This is a genomic window from Terriglobales bacterium, assembly GCA_035454605.1.
In the GTDB taxonomy this organism is placed as follows: domain Bacteria; phylum Acidobacteriota; class Terriglobia; order Terriglobales; family Acidobacteriaceae; genus DATMAB01.
Map to the genome: position 1 here is coordinate 1 of DATIGQ010000008.1, position 17,796 is coordinate 17,796.

The 17,796-nt window shown below is 63.5% G+C and carries 23 protein-coding genes and 1 tRNA gene; 13 read left to right on the forward strand and 11 right to left on the reverse strand.

The window, feature by feature from the left end; all coding sequences use genetic code 11:
• The 6 genes from VLE48_00740 to VLE48_00765 form a co-directional block, all read right to left on the reverse strand.
• The coding region (locus VLE48_00740; GenBank protein ID HSA91512.1) for a hypothetical protein at positions 1-356 on the reverse strand (356 nt) is incomplete at its 3' end.
• Complete coding sequence (locus VLE48_00745) at positions 357-2,072, reverse strand: electron transfer flavoprotein-ubiquinone oxidoreductase (GenBank protein ID HSA91513.1); 1,716 nt, start codon at positions 2,070-2,072, stop codon at positions 357-359.
• A gap of 109 nt (positions 2,073-2,181) precedes the next feature.
• The gene (locus tag VLE48_00750) at positions 2,182-3,171 is read right to left on the reverse strand and encodes an electron transfer flavoprotein subunit alpha/FixB family protein (GenBank protein ID HSA91514.1); all 990 of its coding nucleotides are present in this window, start codon (positions 3,169-3,171) and stop codon (positions 2,182-2,184) included.
• Between the two features lie 72 nt (positions 3,172-3,243).
• Positions 3,244-3,486 (reverse strand): hypothetical protein, encoded by a 243-nt coding sequence (locus VLE48_00755; protein HSA91515.1) that lies wholly within the window; start codon positions 3,484-3,486, stop codon positions 3,244-3,246.
• Positions 3,483-4,280: an electron transfer flavoprotein subunit beta/FixA family protein gene (locus VLE48_00760; protein ID HSA91516.1), complete on the reverse strand. Its 798-nt coding sequence runs from the start codon at positions 4,278-4,280 to the stop codon at positions 3,483-3,485. Before VLE48_00760 ends, VLE48_00755 begins: the two co-directional genes overlap by 4 nt.
• A 132-nt stretch (positions 4,281-4,412) precedes the next feature.
• Positions 4,413-4,688, reverse strand: a complete 276-nt coding sequence (locus tag VLE48_00765; protein ID HSA91517.1) for a hypothetical protein — start codon at positions 4,686-4,688, stop codon at positions 4,413-4,415.
• Positions 4,689-4,801: 113 nt separating this feature from the next.
• On the opposite strand from VLE48_00765, the gene VLE48_00770 reads away from it, so the two are divergent.
• From VLE48_00770 to VLE48_00800, 7 genes are all read left to right on the forward strand, one after another.
• Positions 4,802-4,972: a hypothetical protein gene (locus VLE48_00770; GenBank protein ID HSA91518.1), complete on the forward strand. Its 171-nt coding sequence runs from the start codon at positions 4,802-4,804 to the stop codon at positions 4,970-4,972.
• Positions 4,969-5,469 carry a GNAT family N-acetyltransferase gene (locus VLE48_00775; protein HSA91519.1) on the forward strand — a complete coding sequence of 167 codons (501 nt, stop codon included), beginning with the start codon at positions 4,969-4,971 and terminating at the stop codon, positions 5,467-5,469. Before VLE48_00770 ends, VLE48_00775 begins: the two co-directional genes overlap by 4 nt.
• A complete protein-coding gene (locus VLE48_00780; protein ID HSA91520.1) occupies positions 5,466-6,398 on the forward strand; it encodes a carbon-nitrogen hydrolase family protein in 933 nt (310 codons plus the stop codon). The genes VLE48_00775 and VLE48_00780 overlap by 4 nt, the downstream gene beginning before the upstream one ends.
• A gap of 11 nt (positions 6,399-6,409) precedes the next feature.
• Positions 6,410-6,859, forward strand: a complete 450-nt coding sequence (locus VLE48_00785; protein ID HSA91521.1) for an HIT family protein — start codon at positions 6,410-6,412, stop codon at positions 6,857-6,859.
• Between the two features lie 149 nt (positions 6,860-7,008).
• Positions 7,009-7,836 (forward strand): hypothetical protein, encoded by an 828-nt coding sequence (locus VLE48_00790; protein ID HSA91522.1) that lies wholly within the window; start codon positions 7,009-7,011, stop codon positions 7,834-7,836.
• A gap of 175 nt (positions 7,837-8,011) precedes the next feature.
• Positions 8,012-8,467 carry a hemerythrin domain-containing protein gene (locus VLE48_00795; protein ID HSA91523.1) on the forward strand — a complete coding sequence of 152 codons (456 nt, stop codon included), beginning with the start codon at positions 8,012-8,014 and terminating at the stop codon, positions 8,465-8,467.
• 88 nt (positions 8,468-8,555) lie between these two features.
• A complete protein-coding gene (locus VLE48_00800) occupies positions 8,556-9,035 on the forward strand; it encodes a hemerythrin domain-containing protein (GenBank protein HSA91524.1) in 480 nt (159 codons plus the stop codon).
• A 36-nt stretch (positions 9,036-9,071) separates the two neighbouring features.
• Here the strand turns inward: VLE48_00800 and VLE48_00805 are convergent, their stop codons facing one another.
• From VLE48_00805 to VLE48_00825, 5 genes are all read right to left on the reverse strand, one after another.
• Positions 9,072-10,010 (reverse strand): DUF4097 family beta strand repeat-containing protein, encoded by a 939-nt coding sequence (locus VLE48_00805; GenBank protein HSA91525.1) that lies wholly within the window; start codon positions 10,008-10,010, stop codon positions 9,072-9,074.
• A gap of 133 nt (positions 10,011-10,143) precedes the next feature.
• The gene (locus tag VLE48_00810; protein ID HSA91526.1) at positions 10,144-10,731 is read right to left on the reverse strand and encodes a DinB family protein; all 588 of its coding nucleotides are present in this window, start codon (positions 10,729-10,731) and stop codon (positions 10,144-10,146) included.
• A 151-nt stretch (positions 10,732-10,882) separates the two neighbouring features.
• Positions 10,883-10,980, reverse strand: a tRNA-Sec gene (locus VLE48_00815).
• A 48-nt stretch (positions 10,981-11,028) separates the two neighbouring features.
• Complete coding sequence (locus tag VLE48_00820; protein ID HSA91527.1) at positions 11,029-11,250, reverse strand: hypothetical protein; 222 nt, start codon at positions 11,248-11,250, stop codon at positions 11,029-11,031.
• Positions 11,251-11,259: 9 nt separating this feature from the next.
• Positions 11,260-12,129, reverse strand: a complete 870-nt coding sequence (locus VLE48_00825; protein HSA91528.1) for a sulfurtransferase — start codon at positions 12,127-12,129, stop codon at positions 11,260-11,262.
• 243 nt (positions 12,130-12,372) lie between these two features.
• Between VLE48_00825 and VLE48_00830 the strand changes: the two genes are divergently transcribed.
• From VLE48_00830 to VLE48_00855, 6 genes are all read left to right on the forward strand, one after another.
• Positions 12,373-13,251 carry a PhzF family phenazine biosynthesis protein gene (locus VLE48_00830; protein HSA91529.1) on the forward strand — a complete coding sequence of 293 codons (879 nt, stop codon included), beginning with the start codon at positions 12,373-12,375 and terminating at the stop codon, positions 13,249-13,251.
• A gap of 235 nt (positions 13,252-13,486) precedes the next feature.
• Positions 13,487-13,912: a response regulator gene (locus VLE48_00835; GenBank protein HSA91530.1), complete on the forward strand. Its 426-nt coding sequence runs from the start codon at positions 13,487-13,489 to the stop codon at positions 13,910-13,912.
• A 109-nt stretch (positions 13,913-14,021) separates the two neighbouring features.
• Positions 14,022-14,726, forward strand: a complete 705-nt coding sequence (locus tag VLE48_00840; GenBank protein ID HSA91531.1) for an ABC transporter ATP-binding protein — start codon at positions 14,022-14,024, stop codon at positions 14,724-14,726.
• Between the two features lie 71 nt (positions 14,727-14,797).
• Complete coding sequence (locus VLE48_00845) at positions 14,798-16,456, forward strand: SpoIIE family protein phosphatase (GenBank protein ID HSA91532.1); 1,659 nt, start codon at positions 14,798-14,800, stop codon at positions 16,454-16,456.
• 40 nt (positions 16,457-16,496) lie between these two features.
• Complete coding sequence (locus VLE48_00850) at positions 16,497-17,264, forward strand: tryptophan 2,3-dioxygenase family protein (protein ID HSA91533.1); 768 nt, start codon at positions 16,497-16,499, stop codon at positions 17,262-17,264.
• A gap of 154 nt (positions 17,265-17,418) precedes the next feature.
• Complete coding sequence (locus tag VLE48_00855; protein ID HSA91534.1) at positions 17,419-17,793, forward strand: hypothetical protein; 375 nt, start codon at positions 17,419-17,421, stop codon at positions 17,791-17,793.
• Positions 17,794-17,796: the final 3 nt, after the last annotated feature.

The window sequence follows — 17,796 nt, forward strand, 5'->3', positions numbered from 1 at the left end:
TCCCACGAAAAGAAATGTCTAGAAAACGCTCCGGCGAACTCGATTTGATCCTCGCCTATGCGGAGGACAACCTCCTGGCTCAAGTGTCGGTGTTGTCGGAATGCTTTCTTTGCCTGGTAGAGGGGCCGGCAGTAGTACCAGAGAATGTACAGTGCGCCCATCCCGATCCAAATCGCGCCTTCGATCGCTCTCTCCGGGTAGAAAACAATCATTATCAAGCCGGCGAGGGGAAAGATGGCGAGGGCGACCCATCCCAGCACGGCCGAAGCACGCAGTTGCAGTGAAGGTCCCTTCAGGCTGTGCACTCGCCACGCCTGGAGATACTCTTCTGGTGTCAGCTTGTACGCCGCTTCCATCTACATCCCGTCGTAGTTCGGGCCGCCCCCGCCTTCGGGCGGGACCCAGGTGATGATCTGGTAGGGGTCCATGATGTCGCAGGTCTTGCAGTGGACGCAGTTGGAGGCGTTCAGGTGGATCTGCTTGCCGCGGGGAGCGGCGGGGTCCTCGACCATCTCGTAGACGCTGGCGGGGCAGAAGTTCTGGCAGGGATTGCCGAATTCCTCGACGCAGCGCGAGTTACAGATATTGGTGTCGTGGATGACCAGGTGTGCGGGCTGGTCTTCTTCGTGCTTGGTGCCGGAGTGATAAAGGTCCGTCAGCTTGTCAAAGGTGAGGACCTTGTCGCCCTTGGCGGGACCGAGCAGATGCGCGCGAGCGCCGCCTTCGGCGGGAAGCTCGGAGAGCTTCTTCATTTGCGAGTGTCCGGCATGGGCCTGGTAGCGCGCGTAGAGGCCGCGGCCGAACGTGACCTGCTGGAGGGCGGCGTGGAACATGCCGCGCCAGAAGCCGTGCTCGAAGCCTTGGTGGAAGTTGCGGACGCGCCACAGCTCGTCGCGGATCCAGCTCTCTTCGACGCGCTGCTGGAAGCGGCCGAGCGCTGCGGCGGAGAAGTCGGCGCTGCGCAGGCTCTCGAAGACGGTCTCCGCGGCCAGCATGCCGCTCTTGATGGCCAGATGGATGCCCTTGAGGCGCTGCGAATTCAGGAAGCCGGCGGAGTCGCCCAGCAGCATCCAGCCATCGCCCGCAACCGGCGGGATGGCGAACCAGCCGCCGTAAGGGAAAGTCTTGGCGCCGTAGCGGATCATCTTGGCGCCGGCCAAAAGCTTGGCGACAAACGGATGGCGCTTGAATTCCTGCAACACGCGCTGCGGGTCGAGGCGCGGGTCGGCGTAATCGAGCGCGGTGACGAAGCCGAGCGAGATGACGTTGTCTTTGGAGCCGTAGATCCAGGCGCCGCCGTATTCCCGGGTGGTGAGCGGCCAGCCCATGGTGTAGATGACTTCGCCGGGAGCAACGCGGCCGGGAGGCAGTTCCCATAATTCCTTCACACCTACGCCGTAGACCTGCGGGTTCGTATCGCGGTCGAGCGAGAAGCGCGCCACAAGCTGCTTGGTCAGGGAGCCGCGGGGGCCTTCGGCCAGGATTACGACTTTGGCCTTCAGGTCATAGCCGGGCTCGAAGTTGCCTTTGGGCTGGCCGGTCTTGTCCACGCCCTTGTCTTCGGTGCGGACGCCGGAAACGCGGTCACCGTCGTAGAGCAGTTCGGAACCGGCGAAGCCGGTGAAGATGGTGATGCCGGCGGCTTCGACCTTTTCGCCCAGCCACTTGACGAAGCGGTTGAGCGAGATGACGTAGTTGCCGTGGTCGCGCAGCGGCGGCGGGGTGATGGGCAGCTTGAACTGCGATCTCTCGGTAAAGAAATACACCGCTTCTTTGGTGACCTCGGCGTCTAGCGGGGCTTCCTGCTCGAATCCGGGCAGCAGCTCGCGCATGGAGCGGGGATCAAGGATGGCGCCTGAGAGGCAATGCTGGCCGACTTCGCGGGCCTTCTCCAGAACGTAGATGTTTTCTTTCGAGAGCTGCGCTTCGGGATGGGCGCTGTTGTGCTGGTCGATCAATTGCGACAACCGCAGAGCGCACGCCATACCGGCAGGACCTCCGCCGACGATGACAACGTCGGCGGGCATTTCCGGGCGAGTGACACCCTCAAGCGGCTTGCGAAAAACAATCATCGGGCGCTCAGAACCAGAATCGGCAACGGATCAACGCTGATGAACCCAAATTGTCGAGAGACTTCAATTCCGAGTTGCTTGATCCGTGCCTATCCGTGAAACTCCGCGGCTAGCTCCCCGACTTCGCCTTCTTGATTTCCTCGATCAGGGGCGGGACCACGTCGAACAAGTTGGCGACGATGCCTACGTCGGCGATTTCGAAGATGGGCGCTTCGGAATCCTTGTTGATGGCGACGATGGCGCGCGAGCCCTTCATGCCCACGATGTGCTGGATGGCGCCGGAGATGCCGAGCGCAAGGTAGAGCTTGGGGGCCACGGTCTGGCCGGAGGAGCCGATCTGGCGGTCCATGGGCAGCCAGCCGGAGTCGCAGATGGGACGCGAGGCGGCCAGTTCTCCGCCCAGCGCTTCGGCCAGTTGCTTGGCCAGCTCGATGTTCTTCTGCTCCTTGATGCCGCGGCCCACGGCCACGATGATCTCCGCCTGCGTGAGGTCGACGGCTTGCTTGGCTTCCTTGAAGACCTCCTGCGGCTTGTTCCGGATGACGCTTTCGGCAATCTCCACGTTGACGGTCTCAACCGGAGCGGCGGCTGCGCCGGCTTCGACCTGGTCGCCGCGGAAGGAGCCGGTCTGGAAGGTGACGAACCAGGGCGGGTCGCCGGTGAAGCCGACGTCGGCCGCGAACTTGCCCTGGAACATCTGGCGGGTGAAGAGCAGCCGGTCGCCCTCCTTGCGGTAGCCGATGGCGTCGCTGATCAGGGCGCGGTCGAGCGCCGTGGCCAGCTTGGGCGCGAAATCGCGCACCTGGTAGGTATGCGGCATCAGCACCAGCCGCGGCTGCTTCTGCGCCACGAGTTGCTGGATAGCGGCAGCGAAGCCGTCGGGCGTGTAGGGCTCCAGCCGCGGCGATTCGACCGCATACACCTTGGCGACTTTCTTGGCCGCCACTTCCTGGGCGATCGGACCGACGCCCGAGCCGACGACCGCGGCCTCCAGCGTCCAGCCGGTTTCGGCGGCGATGCGCTGCGCGCCGGTGAGCGTCTCCCAGGAAACGCGGTTCAACTTGCCTTCGCGTTGCTCGACGATGACCAGAATGTCCATTTCGTTGTTCTCAGTTCCCGGTTCTCAGTTCTCAGTACCTAGTACCCAGTTGCGAGTACCGAGTAGCAAGTTTCAGTGCTTGCCCTTTACGGGCCTTTGGGTCTTGAGAATTCCCAGAGTCACGAAAGCAAAACCAGCCAACGCGTCCACTGCCAGGACCGTGGTCACCCAGGTGAAGCCGACTTCGCGCTCGAAGGGCAGGAGCACCGCGGCCATCATCACACAGCCGAACAACAAGAAGACGCCCAATGCGATCAGCAGGCGGGCGGCGGCGGAAGTCCGGGGCTCGCGAGCGGCAGCAGCAGGGTGGCTCACAGGACACGCACCTCGTTGCGCAGCTTCTCCACCAGCTTCTTCGCGACTTCGGCGGGCGCGCCCTGCAGCATCTCCGTCTGCTTGGTTTTTTGCGGCACGTACAACCGCTCGATCTTCTGCTGGTTGGGAGCCAGGGCGCTCCCGACTTCCGCTCGCGTCACCTTGCGCAGCGGCTTGTTCTTGGCCTGCTTGATGCCGATGAGCGTGGCGTAGCGCAGCTTGTTGAGCCCGGACTGGATGGTCAGCACGGCGGGCAAAGGCATATCCACGTACTGGAAATAGCCGGCTTCGAGTTCGCGCTTGACCCGGATGCCAGCGGCTTCATTCGAGGAACCCGGCGCGCCGCCCTTCTTGATCTCCATGATGATGGTGGCGTGCGGCCAGCCCAAGAGTTCCGCCAGGATCACCCCGGTCTGCGCGAAGCCGTAGTCGTCGGACTGCAGGCCGGTAAAAATCATGTCGAACTTTTCGTCCTTGATGGCGGCCGCGAAGGCGCGCGCCGTGTTGAGCGCATCGAGGGTGACGAAGCCGTCGTCTTCCAGGTGGATGGCGCGGTCGGCGCCCTTAGCCAGCGCCTCACGCAGCACCTGCTGGGCGCGCGCCGGACCGGCGGTGATCACCACGACTTCACCGCCTCCGGCCTTTTCTTTCTGCTGAAGCGCCTCTTCCAGGGCGAAGGCATCGGGCTCGTTCACTTCGTAGCTGGTGTCCTCACGGATCCAGTTGCCGGCCTCGTTGAGCTTAAGCGGGGCATCTTTCTGCGGGACCTGCTTCATACAGACCAGGATCTTCATAAATGAGTTCTCGGTTCTCAGTTCTCAGACAGAGAGCGAAAACGCAACTCAGGGCGAAGGGAAAGTATAAATGAATGGCGATTCAGGCGTCAGCAGGGGCACTGGTTCTGGGTTCGTTGTACCCTGTGGCGACTATTCCAGGAACACAATGGACTGCACGCTCGAAATCTCGATGCGCTTGCGGCAGCGCATGTTCTTGCACATCACGAGGTCGTCCTTGCGGACCATGTAGGAGCGGAGCTTGGCGAAGCGGGCGCGGTCGCGCTCGTCGGCGCGCCCCGGCAGGCTCTTCTTCTTGTGGCGCACCAGCCAGATCAGATCGTACTCGGCGCTCTGGCGGCAACTGGGGCAGTACAGGGTAGCCGGCTTCTTTTCTTCCTTCTCGTCGAAAAAGTCGCGCTCTTCCATAGGACCGTTGTCCGCTTCCGCATTCCGCGAAACCGAATCCAGTTACGCCCCAGCCACTCCGGACTTGGCTATGCGGCGGGCCGGAGGATTATTGCATAATCGATGGAGCCCGGATGGCAAAGAAACGCAAGAAGTTCAAGGCGGTAAAGGCGGTGAAGGAGATGGCCCGGGAACGCGTGGGCGCGCCCCCACCGACGCGGCGTGCCCCCGACGTCAAGAAGCAGCGCAAGCACCAGCCGAAACACAAGCCCACGCTGGGCAAGATGCTCTCCGAGGCGGAATGAAGCCCGCAGCCCTCGCCATTCGCGAAGCTACGCTCGCCGACGCGCCGGAAATCATGCGCCACCGGCGGCTGATGTTCCGCGACATGGGTTTCACGGACGAAGCCGCGCTCGATGCCATGCACGCGACCAGCGAGCCCTACATCCTGGCGGGCCTGAAGGACGGCAGCTACCGCGGCTGGCTGGCCGTGGCGGCGGACGGCCGGGTCATGGGCGGTGGCGGGGTCGTTGTGCATGCATGGCTGACACACCCGCTCAATCTCAATCCACATCGGGCGTACGTGCTGAACGTGTACGTGTATGCCGAGTTCCGCCGCCAGGGCGTCGCTCGACGCTTGATGGAAGTCATCGTCGAATGGTGCCGCGACCGCGGCTTTCCCGTGGTCTGGCTGCATGCCAGCGACGAAGGCCGCCCGCTCTATACATCCATGGGATTCGTGTCCACGAACGAGATGCGATTGACTCTCAAACCGAATCAAGACTCCGGAGAAACCGCATGAAGAGCAAGCCCAAGCCTGTCCGCGTGGCCGTGATCCAGGCCGCGCCCGTGTATCTGGACCTGGCCGCCAGCGTGGCGAAGGCGAAGCGCCTGATGCGCGAGGCCGCCCGCAAAGGGGCGAAGCTGGTGGCCTTTGGCGAGACCTGGCTGCCCGGATATCCGGCGTGGCTGGATTCGTGTCCCGATGCCGCGCTCTGGAACCACAAGCCGGTGAAGCAGGTGTTCGCGCGGCTGCGGCAGAACAGCCTGAGCCTCGACAGCAAGGAGGCCGGTGCGCTGGCGCGCAGCGCCCGCGAACTGGGTCTGACTGTGGTCATGGGTGTGAACGAGCGCGTGGACTCCGGCCCCGGCAACGGCACTCTGTACAACTCGCTGATCACCTGGGGTCCTGACGGCAGGGTGCTGAACGTGCACCGCAAGCTGATGCCCACCTACACCGAGCGCATGGTGTGGGGGACGGGCGACGGCGGCGGGCTGGAAGCGGTGGAAACCGCAGCCGGGCGTGTGGGCGGGCTGATCTGCTGGGAGCATTGGATGCCTTTGGCCCGCCAGGCCATGCACAATTCCGGCGAGCACATCCACGTGGCGGTATGGCCCACGGCGCACGATCTGCACCACCTGGCCAGCCGGCATTACGCCTTCGAAGGCCGCTGCTTCGTGCTCTGCGTGGGGCTGATGATGCCCGCGCGCGACCTGCCCAAAGAACTGGCGCGCCCGCGCGGCATGAAGCCCACTTCCCTGCTGTGCCGCGGAGGCAGCGCCATCTTCGCTCCTGACGGCAGCACCGTGGTTGACCCGGTGTTCGAGCGCGAAACCATCCTCACCGCCGACCTCGACCTCTCCCTAATCGACGAGGAGAAGATGACACTCGACGTCAGCGGGCACTACGCGCGGCCGGACGTGTTCGAGTTCGCGGTGCGGGCCCGGTAAGGCTGATCTCTGTGTCCGCCAAGCGTCCAGCTTCGCGCTGCGTTTTTTGCGACATTGTGGCCGGCGCCGAAAAGGCTGCGGTCGTCTTCCGCAGCGAAGCTACCCTTGCTTTCCTCGACCAGCGGCCGCTCTTTCCCGGCCACTGCCTGCTGGTTCCGCTGCGACATTACGAGACGTTGGCGGACCTGCCGCCCGAAGCGGTAGCTCCCGTATTCGCGGACGTGCAACTGGTGGCCCGCGCCGTCGAGGAGGCTATGCAAGCCGAGGGGACGCTGGTGGCGATCAACAACCGCGTGAGCCAGAGCGTGCCGCACCTGCATGTGCACGTGGTACCCCGGCGCCGCAAGGACGGCCTGCGCGGATTCTTCTGGCCGCGGCAGCCCTATCCCGACGAGGCTGCGCGGGAAGCGGTGCGGCAAGCCATCGAGCGAGTCATCGCGCGACTTCAAGGACAACCCTGAAGCCGTTCCGCCCGGAGGCTTACCCGCCCGGCTGCAAGTCCGGCCAGGGAGGCCGATTGGCCGGGCTGACCTCGGCAACCCCACAGCCCAAGGCGGCAACTAAGCTTGTGTATCGGGCCATCCAGCCCACTTTATCCGGAGGTGTCATCATGTTGGAAAGTGAATCGTCTGCAAAGCCGGCCCGGGGGGAGTCATCGGGTTCGGGCAGCAAGGTACTGATCATTGCTATCGCCGGCATTTATGTTCTCGCCTCGCTCTACGTGATGTTCGATCTGCAGGCGCGCGTAGCGTCCCTGGAGACCGGCCAGAAAACGCTGATCACAGCGGATGAAACGGCGAAGCAGGAACTCGCCGCGGCGCGCACCGACCTGCGTGCGGAAACGGAAGCCATCGCCGAGAAGGTCGGAGTGACCCAGCAGGAACTGGAAGCGCGCACCGAGACCCTCAAGCGCCAGCAGCGGGCTGCGGTCGCTCGCCTGGCCAAGCAGCAGGAGGAACAGTTCGGTGCCGTCAACGGCGAAGTGGAAGAAGTGCGGACCGCGGTGGGGGGCGTACGAACGGACGTGGATAGCGCCAGGTCCGACATCGTCGCCAACCGGGAAAAGCTGGAACGCGCGGTAGGCGACCTGGGCGTGCAGAGCGGCCTGATCGCGCGTACGCGGGAAGAACTGGAGATCCTGAGGCGCAGGGGTGAGAAGAATTACCACGAGTTCGCCCTGGCCAAAGGACAGCCCGTTCAAGTGGCCGATATCAGCCTGCAACTCAAAAAGTCAGATCCCAAACGGAGCAAGTTCACGGTCAATGTGATTGCCGACGACCGGACCATCGAGAAGAAGGACCGGACCATGCTCGAGCCCATGCAGTTCTACACCGGGAAGGACCGCAAGCTGTACGAAGTGGTCGTGTTCGGCGTGGATAAGAACAAGGTGACCGGTTACCTGGCTACTCCGAAGGAACTGATCGCGCAAGCCAAGTAGTCCTGGCGGAAGGCGGCAGAGCGACGGGTCGATCCCGCCCGTCGCTCCGCCCATCCGGCTTTCCGCCAGCCGAGGAATGCCGCGTCGCACAGGAGGTTCGTGCGGACGTGCCCTCCCCAAAGGTGGAAAGCGAAGTGGCCCGGCCAACCGAAATCCCGGGAGAAAGGAGGACCTTATGCCCAGATCCGACCCTCGATGGAATGCTGTTCTGGAGTGCAACAACGTGCTGCGCAGCCGATTGTTGACCTGGGAGCTGTTGCTGTTCCAGCTGGCAAACGAGAATTTCCGCTCTGATACGCGACTCATCACCATATTGCAGTTCGTACGTCAGTTGCTGGAACAGGACCTCAGCCGCAGCTTTGCGACGGAGGAATTGGGGCTGTACTCCGACGCTGAGGAGCATCAGCCCGACACGCGCGACCTGGTGCAGGAACTGCGCCAGGAACACGACGATCTGCGCGAAAGCCTGGAGAGCATGCACCGGCAACTGAGTGAAGCAACGTTCGAGACCTCGGAGCGGGTACGCACCGCCGGGATGGAGCTGGCGGAGGCCGTGCGGGCGCACATGCGACGCGAAGAAGAGGAGCTCATTCCCGCCCTGGTCGAAGGACGTTACCGGGTCGCTGGTTAGATGTTAACCGCATTTCATGGTGAGGGGATGAAGCCACGAGTAGCCGCAGGGGCGTCTGGATTCAACGCCATTCTTGCAGGAGGTACTCATGAATAGAAACGGTGAGCAGTGGAGGGCAGTTCTGGATTGCAACGAGATTCTGCGCCAACGCCTTATGACCTGGGAAGTCCTGCTGTGCAAGCTCACGGATGGCGGCTGCCGCTCGGACAAGCGCCTGCTGGCCGTGCTGGAGCAGACACTCGACCTTCTCGATGACGGCATCGAGCGCGTTTGCGCCGCTGAAGAAACCGGACCTTTACCGTACGCCGAGGAGAAGTTTCCCCGGATGCGCCTTCTGGTCGAGGAAGTGTGGCGGGAGCATCAGGCACTGCGCGCGCAGGTACAAGCCATGAAGATGGAATTGAACAGCGCCGCTGGCCCCACGCTCCGCGCCACGGGCATGGAGCTAGTCCAGGCGGTCCGTGCGCACATATGTCGAAACGAGGAAGAACTCATCCCGGCATTGACGGACGTGTGCGCTTCCATCACGGCAGCAACGCCTACAGAAGGCTATGTGGGCGCTGGGTAGGCGGGGAGAGGATATGGCGTTTGCCGGCCGGCTCCGCTACTCCTGCTTGAGCTTGACGCCGGCGGCAACCTCGACGGCTCCACCGATATTGCGGACCTTGACTTCGCCGGACTCCTTGGACAGCACCCGTAATCCCGTCGCGTCCACCACCGTGACGTCGCCGGAGGTATCGGAGATCTCGACCGGGCCGGTGCGGGTCAGGCGGATCTGCCCCGATTCATCGCGCAGAACGACGCGGCCGCCGACGTCGGTGACCACGATCTCACCGGAATCGTCGTCAATCTCCAGGTCGCCACGGACGTGCGCAACATTAAGGTTGCCGCCGCGGTTATGGATGGTGGCACTGGCCGCCTGAGCCAGGTCGATATTTCCGTCGGAGCCGGCCACGGTCACCTCGCCCAGGCGGCGGAGTTTCATCTGCCCGGAGCGGCTTTCGATGGTGGTCTTGCCCGTAACATCCTCAATCACGACGTCGCCGGATTCCTTGCGCACCTGGAGCGGACCGCTGACCCCACGCACCGTTAACGTTCCACTGCCGTCATTGATCTCGACGTCGCGCTTCATCCCGGAGACCTCGATCACGCCGGAAGTGTCGCGCAGGATCAAGTGCGTGTCTGCGGGCACGACCACTTCGAAGTCGATCGGGTACTGCGCGCGGCCCCAGTTGGAGATGGATCGCGGGATGTCGGTGCGGATGGTCAGCTCCGGCGTGCCTTCGCCCGAGATCTTGATCAGCCGCTTCAGAATGCCTTCCTCGCCCAACTTGAAGATCCAGGCGCGGTCGATGGAAACGTTCATGCGGACTTCCGTCACCGAGGGATCGCCACGCAGAACGAAGTCGCCTTCCTCGACGTCGAACACGATGGTCTGCACTCCGCCTGCAGGAACATTCATTGGGTAGGTCTTGCGACGCGGGGCAGCCCACGCGGTCAGGCTGGAGGCAAGCAGCAGGCAAATCAGCAGATGTCGAGACACACGGACTCCTTTGAGGGGGCGTGTCAGCTTAGAACCGCGCGCACCGCGCGGGGTTGTACGGCGTCAAGCACGAGGTGTCCCTCGCGCGAATCGGAGTGTACTGCTGCACTAATGGCGTCGCACGCCGGCCACCTCAGTTGCGACGGCTGGCCGGCGGTACCACCCCGTTCATGCGGAGATAGACGACCATCTGGCCGTAGTGGTCCATGCCGTGGGTGGCCAGCAGGTTGGCCAGAGCCAGGCGCGACATCTTGCCTCCGAAGGGATCGGGAATGCTTTCGGTCACGTTTCCTGCGTCGATGGTCGCAATGGCCTGATGCGCAGCCGCATAGGAATCCTTCACCAGCTTCAGGACCTCATCGCGGGTTTTCACGTCGGGAGGCCCGCTAACGATCTCCGGAATCGTGTACGGCGATTTTTCGCCCTTCAATGCGGCCGCGATGGCCAGATTGGCGGCGGCTAGGTGCTTGATCTGCTGCGCGAAGGTGCGCACCTCCTTGAATTCGCCGCCGGTGGGCACGAATTCGAACTTCTCGGCAGGCATGGCTTCGGCAGCACCGACGAACAGCCGCTCAATGGTGTCGAGCTGGCGATCCAGAACTTTCTGCACCTCCGGCCGCTCGTCGGGTTTGGCGGCCGCCGCTGCCGGTGCTTGCTGCGCCGCCGTGCTCGCTACCAAGCTGAGGAATACCAGACCAGAGATCAGTGCCTTTCGTCTCATGGCAAACTCCTTTCAGGGGGAACTATAGACCGCTATGGTGAGCGTCCGGCCAAAGACGGCCCGGTCCCGAAGCCCTATTAACCTGGACGCTTGGAGCCTTTAACGGGAACACACAATCACCGCCCAGCGCAATATCCGACGGCAAGGATTCTGGCGGAAGCGAGTGCGAGTCGAACGCACCGGAGACGGGTTGACCCGCCTCCCGCCGGTTTTGAAGACCGGGAGGATCACCGGACCCCATGCGCTTCCGCAATAAACCAGTGGCCAGTGGTCAGTGGCTAGTGGTCAGCAATAACCTCACACCTTGTTGCGCCGAGTGGCCCCCAGGCGCTGCTTGGCTTTAGCCAGCGCCTTCTCCTCGGCCTCCTGCTTGCTCGCACCCTGGGCACGTGCGATTTGCGCCCCGGGGGAGACGTTATCCGCTTTGCAATAGTAGATGTCGCCCAGCCGGTAGGAGGTCAGGTTCACGGGCCAGCCGTGTAGTTCAATCTTGCGCTCGGAGTAGTCAGTCGGTTTCATGTTCACCCCTCACGCGGCCTTGCTGGCGGCGGCGGGGCCCTTTTCCACGGGCGCGCCCACCAGGTTGCCCCACTCAGTCCAGGAACCGTCGTAGTTGACCACGTTCTTGTAGCCGAGCAGGTACTTGAGCACGAACCAGGTGTGGCTGGAGCGCTCGCCGATGCGGCAATAGGCAATCACCGGCTTGGAGCCGTCGATGCCTTCGCCGCCGTACAGCGCCTTGAGCTCGTCCGCGGACCGGAAGGTGCCGTCTTCGTTGCAGGCCTTGCCCCAGGGGATGCTGCGCGCTCCGGGGATGTGGCCGCCGCGCTGGCAGGTTTCCGGCAATCCCGGCGGAGCCAGGATTTCGCCGCTGAACTCCTGCGGGCTGCGCACGTCGACCAGCGCCGCTGCATGCTTGGTCTGGGCTTCCTGCACCTGGGGCAGGAAGGCGCGCAGGGAGAGGTCCGGCGCCGCCGCCTTGTATTGCGTGCGGGCCGCCTTGGTGGGAACGTCGGTGGAGAGTTCACGCCCTTCGGCCAGCCATTTCTTGCGGCCGCCGTTCATCAAGCGCACGTCCTTGTGGCCGTAGATCTTGGCCTGCCACAGCGCCCAGGCGGCGAACCAGTTGTTGTTGTCGCCGTAAAGGACGACCGTGGTGTCGCTGTTGATGCCGGAAGCTGCCATCAGTTCTTCGAACGCTTCCTTGGAAAGAATGTCGCGGCGCACGGTGTCGCAGAGCTGCGTATTCCACGCCCAAGCGATAGCGCCGGGCACGTGGCCTTCGCTGTAGGCGTTGGTGTCCACGTCCACTTCCACGATTGCGACTTTGGGGTCCTTGTGATGTTGCGCCACCCAATCGGTGCTCACCAAGACTTCGGGATGCGCGTACTCAGCCATGGGAAAACTCCTCCAATCTCAGGATAGACAATGTGTCGGCCCGGCTATTTCCGGACCATGATTCCCAACAGATGCGGTGACCGGCAACAAGGACTCCGCAAACGAGCGGGGAACCTCAGAAACAGGGGCGAACCGAAGGACGAGACGCCGTCAACAGCAGCGGGCCGCGAAAAGCTGGCGGGTTCCGCATCCGGCCCCTAGAATATGCGCTGCCAAAAACCGCTGTCAATCACAGGAGGACGCGTGCGCCGCTATCCGTTCGTGCAATTGGACGTCTTCACTTCGACGCCGCTGGAAGGCAACCCGCTGGCCGTCTTTCCGGACGGACGTGGCCTCTCGGACGCCGAGATGCAGGCCCTGGCGCGGGAGATGAACCTCTCCGAGACCACCTTCATCTTGCCCCGGGACGCGGCTCTCGAGCGCGAGCGGGGCGTGCGCGTGCGCATCTTTACTCCCGAGGAAGAACTGCCCTTTGCCGGGCATCCGACGCTGGGCACGGCGTACTACCTCCACCGACGGTCGGGCGCGTCCGAGGTGCGGCTGGAATTGGAAGCCGGCACGATCCCGGTCACCTTCCGCGCCGGGGATGGCGACGTGTTCGGCGAGATGCATCAGAACGATCCTGAGTTCGGCTCTGTGCATTCCTGTGAGCCCATTGCCCACGTGGCCGGGCTGGCGGTGGACGATCTCGATACCTCTCTGCCGATCCAGACGGTTTCTACCGGCTTGGCCTTCGCCATCGTGCCGGTGCGCACACGAGAAGCCCTGGAGCGTCTGCACTTCGACCTGCATCGAGCTGCGGAATACGTGGAGAATTCAGACGCCAAGTTTCTGTACTTCGTCACCCGCGACGCTCGCAATTCCCAGGCGCGCCTGGAGGCCCGCATGATCTTCTCCAACGGTGAGGACCCGGCGACGGGCTCGGCAGCAGGCTGCGCCGCCGCCTGGATGGTGGCTCACGGGGTGGCCCGGCCGGACGAGCCAGCGCTGATCGAGCAGGGACACCTGGTGCACCGGCTGAGCCACATCCACGTGTGTGCCAGCCGTAAAGGTGACCGCGTGGTCAATGTGCGCGTCGGTGGAAACACGGTGGAAGTGCTGCGAGGCGAAGTGGCGTGGTGATCTCGAGAGCCCGCCAACGCCCGGACTGAAGCGCAGGAACAGCTACCTCATGCGAGTGGAATAGCACTTTGGTGCTACTGACACCGGCGGCACTTTACAGCGCACGCCTCCTCCCGTAGGATTCGCGACGCTTTTTCTCGCCAGCCCGAGCGAAAGAAAAATCCCGGCAAAGAGATGAGGAAGTACGCCGACTGCAAGGCGCTCCCTTCTGCTGCCGCGGAAAACACGAGGCGACATGAAAGGCAAGCGAACCATTCTCTGCGTGGACAGTAACGAGCAGGCCCTCTCCATCCGTAAAGTCATCCTGGAAACCCACGGCTATCGCGTGCAAACGGCAACCAACGGGGCTGCTGCCGTGCGTTTGTTCCAAGCCGGGGGCGTGGACCTGGTGCTCGCCGACCTGACCCTGACAGATACCGACGGCGCCCGGCTCATCGAGCAAATCAAGGGGCTGTCCCCTCACACGCCGGCCATCCTGTTCTCCAATCGTGTCCGCATCTACGAGCGCGAAACGTGCGCCGATGTCTTTCTGCCCAAGGGCGCCTATTCCCCAGCGGAGGTGTTGGAGCGTATCCGGCACCTGCTGGCGCGCAAGCGCGGCCCGCGCCGTATCGGGGCAACACACATGCTGGCGGGTGCTACCAGGGTCGGCGTCGCCTGACCTGCTGGTCGCACGGGGCTGGGAGAGACAGGTAGGCGCGAACACGTAATTCCCGCACATTCCGGGTGAAGCCGCTGGCGATGTCGTTCGTGTATCATCAACGATTGCGATGGCGCCCATCATCCAGGCCGAGAGCGTCACCAAGGTCTATCGCATAGGCAAGGTGGAGGTCCCCGCACTCACCGGAATCTCGCTCAGCATCAAGAAGGGCGAGTTCGTCAGCATCGTGGGACCTTCGGGCAGCGGGAAGTCGACGCTGTTCTACATCTTGGGCGGGCTCACACGCGCCACTTCCGGGCGCGTACTGATCGACGGCGACGACTTCAGCCAGCTTTCCGACGCGGAACTGACGCGGGCGCGGAAGCATAAGATCGGTTTCGTCTTCCAGAAGTTCAACCTGCTGCCCACCCTGGACGCGCGCGCCAACATCACCATCGCGCAGGACATTGCCGGCGCCAACGGCTCCACCGACCGCGGGCACTTTGAAAAAGTGGTCCAGATGCTGGGCGTCGAAGGGCGCATGGACCACCGGCCTTCCGAGCTGAGCGGCGGCGAGCAGCAGCGCATCGCGCTGGCCCGCGCGCTCATCAACCGCCCGGCGATCGTGCTGGCGGACGAGCCCACGGGCAACCTCGACTCCCGCAACTCGGACATCGTGCTCAAGCTGTTGCGGCAATCGAACCAGGAGTTGGGGCAGACAGTGCTGATGATCACGCACAACCCGGAGGCCGCCACCGTCGGGGACCGCATCCTGCATATGCGGGATGGCCACCTGGTCACGCCGGACGAGGATCCGCAGTGGACCCACCACTAGTGGCCGGGCGGCCGCTGGCGTCCTTAGCCGCTTCGGTGTAGGATTTTCATCCTGTCGAGGTTTCGGGATTTATGTCCTCCGCCGCGCCCATTCTGACGCCCACACCGACGCCGTCCGGGCGCTCGGGAGCGTTTCCCATCCTGGTGTTCGTGCAGGGCGGCGAGCAACGGCAGATCACCCTCGACCACACGCCCTTCACCGTGGGCCGCAAGACCGACAAGAACCTGGTCATTGCGGATGCGCGTGTTTCCCGCGACCACGCCGAAATCATTGCCGAAGGCGGCGACTTCTTCGTCGTCGACGTCGGCTCGAAACACGGCACCTTCGTCAACGGTCAGCGAATCGAGCGCAAGAAGCTGCTGTCCGACGACCGCATCGAGTTCGGCATGCGCGACGGCGCCTTCGTGCTCTTCAACCCCGCCGGCACGCAGGCCTCCACCGCGCGCGAATTCCTGAGCCAGATCCACGGGTTGCAAGTGCGCGCCGACGCCAGCGATCTGGAAAAGCTCACGCTCTTTCTCAACGCCGCCCGCAAGCTGAACACCTCCGGCGTGCTGGACGAGGTGCTGATCACGCTGATCGAGACCACGCTGCGGGTCACGGGCGCCGAGCGCGGCTATGTGTTCCTGCGCCAGCCAGACAGCTCCCTGAGGCTCGCCGCCGGGCGCAACGCCAAGGGCCAGACGCTGGTGGACGACAGCACGATTTCACATTCCATCGTGGAGGAAGCTGCGCACTCCGCCTCCTCCTTTCTGGTCACGGACACGACCAAGAACAGCGCCCTGGCCGGCCGCCAGAGCATCGTGGCGTATGACCTGCGCACGGTGATTTGCATCCCGCTGCGGCGCGGCTCCATACAGCAACAGTCGGGCGGCGACGCTACGACTCTGGGCGTGCTGTACATGGATAGCCGCTTCACTTCCAAGGACATCTCCAACGTCAGCCAGGACATCCTGGGCGCCATCGCGACCGAAGCAGCGTCATTGGTGGAGAACGCCAACCTGGCCGCCGCCGAAGAGCAGGCCCGCCGGTTGCAGCAGGAGATGGCCATCGCCGCAGCCATCCAGCAGCGGCTCATGACCGTCACCATTCCCGACGTCCCCTTCGCCAGCCTGAACGCGCGCAACCTTCCCTGCCGCGACATTGGAGGCGACTTCTACGACGTGGTGGTCACCAAGGACGGCTTGACGGTGGTCATTACCGACGTATGCGGCAAGGGAGTCTCGGCGGCCATCCTGGCCTCGATCCTGCAGGGCATGATCTATGCCCAGGCCGTGGCCGGCGTACCGCTGCATGAGATCGTCACCGGCGCCAACCGGTTCCTGTGTGAGAAGTCCATCGGTGAGAAGTACGCCACCGTGTTCGTGGCCCGCCTTAGCGCGGAGGGGGAACTGGAATTCGTCAATTGCGGCCACGTGCCCCCGGTGCTGGTTTCCAACGGCAGTGTCTCGCGCATCGAGGAATCCAACCTGCCCGTGGGCCTGCTGCAGGAAGCCACCTATCAGGCCGGCAAACGCAAGCTGTCTTCCGGCGACCGGCTCGTGCTGGTCACCGATGGCGTCACCGAAGCCGAAAACAGCCAGGGCGACTTTTACGGCGATGAGCGTCTGGAACGTGCCGTGACCGGCGAGAGCGCCTTCGACGGCATCTTCTCCTCCATCCGCGAATTCTGCGGCGAAACGCCCCTGGGCGACGACTGCACCGTCGTCGAGCTGATCTATCGTGCCTGATAGACCGCTTCGCGGAGTCTGTCAGACCTGAGAGAACGGAATGTCCCAGCCCCAAAAGCCCACCGACGCCGAAGACCTGCGCAAGCCCATTCTCCCCGGTCAAGGCGCTTCCGATTACGAGCGCTACCTGCGCACCGACGAACTGCTGGCGCTGCAGAAGCCGGTGGCGGAGATGCTGCATCCCGATGAGCTCACCTTCCAGGTGACCCATCAGAGTTCCGAGCTGCTGCTGAAGGCGGTGGCCTGGGAGGCGGAGCGTGCCCGCCAGGCTCTTGTCCAGCGCGATTACGGAAATGCCGCGCGACTCATGCGCCGCGCCAACTTTGTTCTCGACTTCCCCGTTTCCCAACTCCATATCCTGGAAACCATTACCCCGTACGAGTACCAGGTGATCCGCGCCGGACTGGGACACGGCAGCGGGCTGGACTCGCCGGGCTTCTCTGCCCTGCTGCACATCGGACCTCGCCTGGGCGAAGCTTTTTTCGCCGAGCTCGACCGGCTCTCGCTCACTGCGGAGCAGCTCTACAAGCGGCACGCTGAGTTTTTCGGCCTGCATGAAGTTGCCGAATGCATGCTCGACTTCGACGAGCGCGTCCAGCTCTTCCGCTATCACCACCTGAAGCTGGCCCAGCGCATCATCGGAGGTGGCGTGATCGGAACCATGGGCACCCCCGTCGAAGTGCTCCGCCAGCGCATGGAGCACATCTTCTACAAGCCTCTCTGGGACGTGCGCAACGAGATCACCGCCAAGGTCAACGCCGAACGTGAGAAGGAAAGCTCCGGCCACGGCGAGGCACCCCGCTACTAGATCGGCATTGCGGAATTTCCTCCGATGCTCTAAGTGTCCTGATTCCTTCACGATAGACCTGACACCACCTCTGCCCCCCTCTCCAGCAAAGTGACCTTCGCCCGTGACGCACGTCACATCCTTGGCGATGCGCGAACGTTGTAGAATCTTGCAGATGCACTGGCTGCGAAAACTCGCGGTTCTCGCGCTGGCGTTGAGTCTGGCGCCGAGCATGGTGGCTGCGTGCCTGTTCCCGCTAGCCCAGCTGACCGCAGCCGAGCTTGAGTGTTGCCGCATCATGCCTGCGGATTGCGGCCGGGAGCCGATGCCGGACGCGCACTCCTGCTGCAAGGCGACAGCGGAGACGAATACGGTCGTCTTCGCTGCGGTCAAGTCATTCACCGTCGCTCCTCCCCTGGAGTCCGGCGGTCCGGCAGCTGTGCATTCCGTCTCGCTCGAGACAAGGCTTGTTGCCGCGCATGACATCTTCGCCTCCATCCACTCTCCACCCGAGTCGCCGCCCGACTCCATCACCGTCCTGAGGATTTAGTCC